This window comes from Tardiphaga sp., from assembly GCF_044340795.1.
Taxonomy (GTDB): Bacteria; Pseudomonadota; Alphaproteobacteria; order Rhizobiales; family Xanthobacteraceae; genus Tardiphaga.
In genome coordinates this window covers 1-5,134 of the sequence record NZ_JBIISY010000335.1, presented here as the reverse complement: position 1 = coordinate 5,134, position 5,134 = coordinate 1, and the positions used below count along the sequence as shown (strand labels likewise).

Below are 5,134 nucleotides of genomic sequence, written 5' to 3'. Positions count from 1 at the left end.
GCCGCCGACGAAATGTGGATCGCACGCTACCTGCTGCTCCGCCTGACGGAGAAGTACGGCATCGACATCGAATTCCACTGCAAGCCGCTCGGCGACACCGACTGGAACGGCTCGGGCATGCACGCCAACTTCTCGACCGAATACATGCGCACGGTCGGCGGCAAGGCCTACTTCGAAGCCCTGATGGCCCAGTTCGACAAGAACCTGATGGACCACATCAATGTCTACGGTCCGGACAACCACATGCGCCTGACCGGCAAGCACGAGACCGCGCCGTGGAACAAGTTCTCCTACGGCGTCGCCGACCGCGGCGCTTCGATCCGCGTGCCGCACTCGTTCGTGAAGAACGACTATAAGGGCTATCTGGAAGATCGCCGCCCGAACTCCCAGGGTTGCCCCTACCAGATCGCTTCACAGATCCTGAAGACGATCTCGGAAGTCCCGACGGAAAAGAAGGCCGTGGCGTAAGCTGCTGCTGAATTGAAATGCGAAACGGCCCGGATGAAAATCCGGGCCGTTTTGTTTTTGATCTCTGCCTGTCGTCACCCGGCTTGACCGGGTGCCCCAGTACACACTGCTGCAGGTGATAGAAGCGAGACTTCTGTGTTTACTGGATCGCCCGGTCCAGCCGGGCGACGACAAGTTGGCCTTACGGGAACATCGCCGGCTGATCGATGCCGAGCGTCTCGGCGAAGCCCAGCACCAGATTCATGTTCTGCACCGCCTGCCCCGACGCACCCTTGGTGAGGTTGTCGAGGGTGGAGACGATGATCGCGCGACCCGGGATACGATCCGCGGCGACGCCGATGAAGGTCATGTTGGAGCCGCGCACGTGCCGCGTATGCGGCGTCTTGCCGAAGGGCAGCACATAGACGAACGGCTCTTTCTCATACTGCTTCACCAGGATTTCGTGCAGCTCCTCGGCGGTCTTGCCGCGGCGGCCGCGAACGTAGATCGTCGACAGGATGCCGCGGTTCTGCGGCAGGAGATGCGGCGTGAAGCTGACGATGACTTCCTTCCCCGCAGCCTTGGAGAACTGCTCATCGAGTTCGGCCATGTGCCGGTGCTTGCCGACGCCATAGGCGTTGAAGCCGTCGGAGACTTCCGAGAACAGCATCTCCTCCTTGGCTGAACGACCGGCGCCGGTCATGCCCGACTTGGCGTCGATGACGATCTCGTCGGTCTCGATGGCCTTGGCCTTGATCAGCGGCACCAGCGGCAGCTGCGCACACGATGTATAGCAGCCGGGATTCGCGACAAGACGCGCCTTCTTGATGTCGCGCCGATACACTTCGACGAGGCCGTAGACAGCCTCGTTCTGCAGCTCCAGGGCATGGTGCTCGTGGCCATACCATTTGGCATAGGCCGCCGGGTCGCTCAGCCGGAAGTCGGCGGAGAGATCGACGACCTTGATGTCCGGCGCCTTGGCGAGAACGTCCTGTAGCACCTTCTGCGTGGTCGCATGCGGCAGCGCGCAGAACACGAGATCGATGCCGGCGGTGGTCCAGTCGACACTGTCGATGGTCACAAGGGTCGGCAGCTCATAAGGCGCGAATTGCGGAAACACGTCGCCCATCTGCTGGCCGGCGCGCCGATCGGCGGTGAGGATCGTCAGCTCCACCTTCGGGTGGCGCAGCAGCAGCCGGACCAGCTCGGCGCCGGTGTAGCCAGAGGCGCCCAAGATCGCGATTTTCTTCTTGTTGCTCATCCCATAAATCCTTCCGCCTCAGCCATAGCAGCCAATTGTGTCGTCTCTTCCGCAAACAAATGCGGCCGTAATTTGCGCATCGCGTCCGAAATCTCGATAGCCGCCGGCTCCGGCCGCATGGCCAGCGCACTCATGACAGCCAGATGGTCGGCGTCGGACTTGTGCTGGTTGAGCTTGAAGCTCCCCTCCACCTCATCCACCGCCATCACGACGCCGACAATCGCCTTCCGCATCGCCTCGAGCCGCCCCTTCGCCATCTTGTCCGCGGTCCAGGGCTTCTTTGGCGCGAGCCAGCTTTCGAACCTTGCGCTCAACGCGTCAAGATGCGGACCGAGTTCACGATCGGACAATAGCCACACCGGGCCGGTGAGATGTACCGCCTGATAGAGCCAGGTCGGCACTTGGTCGGGAGACACATACCAGTCGGCCGAGACATAGGCGTCGGCGCCGGTGACCGCCATGACCCATGGCGTCACACCATCGGCGAGCTTGAGCAGCGGGTTCTGCCTGGCGAGATGGAAGGCGAGATATGGCGTGCCGTCATTGCCATAGTCGAGGCAGAACGGCACGGCGGATGCGATCGGCTTGCGGCCGTCGAAGCCACAGACCGTCCCGAAGCCACGCGCGTCCGCGAACGCCAGCGCGTTGCTGCGGTCGGTCTGAAATCGTGGCGGGGTATACATATCAGGCTCCTTCTGGGTTGAAGGCCGCCGGATGATAGATCGCGCTGCTGTGTTGGGAGAAAGACTGCCGCGGACCGTATCCGGCGGCAGTGAGGCGATCCTTAGAGACGAGCGCCTGCTGCCGCGGGAATGCGGCGGCGACGGGAAAGTGCGCTGGTCACGAAATGGATCATGGCCGCGGACATAGAGCCGCGGCCATGAAACGTCAAGGTTGTTTTTTTCAGGCCGGCAGTCGAGCCGCGATGCCCTGGGCGTTCAATAATTTCACGGCCTTTTTGTCGAACGAGACGAAAGTCTCGCCACCAAGCCACCGACCTTCGAAAGCAATGACGCCATCGGCGAAATCACCACCCGCACTAAGGACTGCTAGCCCAGCCTCAATCGCAGCTCGGTCGGTTACGACATTGCGCATATTGAGAATTCGACGGATCGCCTCACCGACCGCAGCCCGATCGACGCGATAAGTTCGATCGAGTACCCAAGCAAACTCGCAGAGCGATTGAACGCTGACAGCAATGAAAGTAGCCGTTTTTAACGTTTCAGCCGCATATCTTTGTTGCGTCTCATCGTCGCCAACGACGAAACGCAACAGCACATTGGTATCGACGCCAATCTTCACTTGCGCCGTAAGCCACTATTGCCAGCGGCAGCGCCAGCATCGGCGATCGCGTCATTGAGTTCGTCGATCGACAAACGAACACCGTTCGTCTTGTCTTTCAGAAAACCACTCAGCTCATCCCACGAGCCTTTGCCTTGATCGGCCTTCAACTCCGCCCGGCCATTCGGCAAAAGATCGATCCTGATCTTGTCGCCCGGCTCGATGCCAAGGTGTTTCAGCACATCCTTTCGGAATGTCACCTGTCCACGCGCGGTCACCGTCAATACCGTCATGATCTCATCTCCGAGAAGCCTCAAGAGTAATGCAAAATCGCATTACTCTCAAGGTCGTGCCGGATATTTTCGGCCGCTTACACCGGGCTCCACGGTGCCGGCACGATGCGGTAGCCGCTGCCGTCCTTGACCACGTGACCGTTGGCCGGGAACGGATAATGGAAGCCCTGCACGCGCATCTTCTCGGCCACCAGCATGTCATAGACCTTGCGGCGGGTGGCTTCGGCCATGGCCGGATCCTGGTCGAACATCAGGTGCCAGCCGGGATTGGCGGCGAACAGCGCCGGCTGGTTGGTGACGTCGGACTGGATGAACAGCTTGTCGCTGCCCGAGGACAGGATGAAGGAAGTGTGGCCCGGCGTGTGACCGGCGGCTTCCACCGCGAGCAACCCCGGTGCGACGTCCTTGCCCCACTCGTACTGCGTGACCTTGCCCTTGAGGCTGTCGTTGAACATCTTGCGGGAGGCGGCGAACAGGCCCTTCATGCGATCATTCGCGGCCTTCGACATCTCGCCATCATCCATCCAGTACTTCCATTCCGCAGCCGGGACGAGCACTTCGGCATTCGGAAAAGCGGGCGTGCCATCAGCGGCCAGCAGACCGTTGATGTGGTCGCCGTGGAAATGCGAGATCACGACCATGTCGACATTCTTGGCGTCGATGCCGGCCGCAGCCAGATTGCTGGCGAACTGACCGACATTCCCCTTTGTGCTCGCAAAGGCGCCGGGGCCGTTGCCCGTGTCGATCACCACCAGCTTGCCGCCGGTGTTGATGGCCAGCGGAGCGAAATGGACGGTCATCTTGTCCTTTGGCAGGAAGGACTTTTCGAGCTGCGCATTGACTTCGTCCTTCTTCGCATTGAGGACGAATGTGTCGGCGAGCGGAAAGGTATTGGCGCCATCGGAGATGACGTTCACCTGGGCATCGCCGACCTTGTAGCGATAGAAGCTCGGCGCCTGCTTGTCGGCAAGCGGCGCGGCGGCTTTGGCGGGAGCAGAAGTCATTAGCGGAGACGCGGCGAGCACGGCGGCGCCTGCAAGAGCCTGACGGCGTGACAAATCCATAGTCGATCCCTCCAAGGTGAAGCTTGACCCGCATGATGCCGGTCAACTGTCGCAGCGATCTTTATCAGCGGTTTGACAGCCGCGCGATACGGCAGATCGCCATGCGCCGGTTCAACACCTGCGTCTTCGAGTTATTCCATCCGGCGTGTGCGGTTATTTGTACTTCAACGCCCATTCCGCTCCGACCGATAGTGCATCGCCGCACATGATGAGCACGGCCGACCAGACGAAAGCGGAGGAGAAATTGGCCAGTTGGAAGCGCCAATACGGCATCTCGAAAATGCCGGCGACCAGCGGGACCGAGGCGCGGAGCGGACCGGAAAAGCGGCCGATGAAGACGCTCGGGACGCCCCATTTCCGGATAAACGCCTCGCCGCGAGGCAGCAGGTTAGGGAATTTCGACAATGGCCACATCTGCGCGACGCGGTCCTTGTATCTGTATCCCACCCAGTAGGACAGCCAGTCGCCAAGGGCCGCGCCAATGGCGCCGGCGATCAGCACGGGCCAGACGCTGAGATCGCTGGCGGCCACCAGCGCGCCGATGGCGATCAGTGCGCCCCAGGCCGGGATCAGCAGCGATACGAATGCGAGTGACTCGCCGAAAGCGAGGAGCAGAACAATGGGCGCCGCCCATGCCTGATGCTCCCTCACGAAATCGGTGAGGCCTTGGAAAGCGTCTACCATGGCGTCAGGTCTTGCCAGAGCCGCCCGCCAATTGCCAGCAACGACCCTGCGACATGATCATCACGGTTTGCGGAGGAAATAGTCATCACCGCCCAGCGAACCAT

The 5,134-nt window shown here is 61.0% G+C and carries 6 protein-coding genes and 1 pseudogene; 1 reads left to right on the top strand and 6 read right to left on the bottom strand.

Annotated features, from left to right (window positions below):
• Positions 1–468 (top strand): annotated as a pseudogene (locus ACIQ17_RS30560) (glutamine synthetase); the annotation flags it as partial.
• A gap of 181 nt (positions 469–649) precedes the next feature.
• On the opposite strand, the gene argC reads toward ACIQ17_RS30560, so the two are convergent.
• From argC to ACIQ17_RS30530, 6 genes are all read right to left on the bottom strand, one after another.
• Positions 650–1,708, bottom strand: a complete 1,059-nt coding sequence (gene argC / locus ACIQ17_RS30555) for an N-acetyl-gamma-glutamyl-phosphate reductase (protein ID WP_398473226.1) — start codon at positions 1,706–1,708, stop codon at positions 650–652.
• Positions 1,705–2,391: an FMN-binding negative transcriptional regulator gene (locus ACIQ17_RS30550; RefSeq protein WP_398473225.1), complete on the bottom strand. Its 687-nt coding sequence runs from the start codon at positions 2,389–2,391 to the stop codon at positions 1,705–1,707. Before ACIQ17_RS30550 ends, argC begins: the two co-directional genes overlap by 4 nt.
• A 220-nt stretch (positions 2,392–2,611) precedes the next feature.
• Complete coding sequence (locus tag ACIQ17_RS30545; protein ID WP_398473223.1) at positions 2,612–3,010, bottom strand: type II toxin-antitoxin system VapC family toxin; 399 nt, start codon at positions 3,008–3,010, stop codon at positions 2,612–2,614.
• Positions 3,007–3,282 carry an AbrB/MazE/SpoVT family DNA-binding domain-containing protein gene (locus ACIQ17_RS30540; RefSeq protein WP_398473222.1) on the bottom strand — a complete coding sequence of 92 codons (276 nt, stop codon included), beginning with the start codon at positions 3,280–3,282 and terminating at the stop codon, positions 3,007–3,009. The genes ACIQ17_RS30545 and ACIQ17_RS30540 overlap by 4 nt, the downstream gene beginning before the upstream one ends.
• A 77-nt stretch (positions 3,283–3,359) precedes the next feature.
• Entirely contained in the window at positions 3,360–4,346 is a 987-nt protein-coding gene (locus tag ACIQ17_RS30535) for an MBL fold metallo-hydrolase (RefSeq protein WP_398473221.1), read from the bottom strand.
• 153 nt (positions 4,347–4,499) lie between these two features.
• Positions 4,500–5,030 carry a DedA family protein gene (locus tag ACIQ17_RS30530; protein ID WP_398473220.1) on the bottom strand — a complete coding sequence of 177 codons (531 nt, stop codon included), beginning with the start codon at positions 5,028–5,030 and terminating at the stop codon, positions 4,500–4,502.
• Between the last annotated feature and the right edge of the window lie 104 nt (positions 5,031–5,134).

Excerpts from the sequence above, each read along its gene's own strand:
- argC (WP_398473226.1), bottom strand. The coding sequence starts at position 1,708 with ATGAGCAACAAGAAGAAAATCGCGATCTTGGGCGCCTCTGGCTACACC.
- ACIQ17_RS30550 (WP_398473225.1), bottom strand. The coding sequence starts at position 2,391 with ATGTATACCCCGCCACGATTTCAGACCGACCGCAGCAACGCGCTGGCG.
- ACIQ17_RS30540 (WP_398473222.1), bottom strand. The coding sequence starts at position 3,282 with ATGACGGTATTGACGGTGACCGCGCGTGGACAGGTGACATTCCGAAAG.
- ACIQ17_RS30535 (WP_398473221.1), bottom strand. The coding sequence starts at position 4,346 with ATGGATTTGTCACGCCGTCAGGCTCTTGCAGGCGCCGCCGTGCTCGCC.
- ACIQ17_RS30530 (WP_398473220.1), bottom strand. The coding sequence starts at position 5,030 with ATGGTAGACGCTTTCCAAGGCCTCACCGATTTCGTGAGGGAGCATCAG.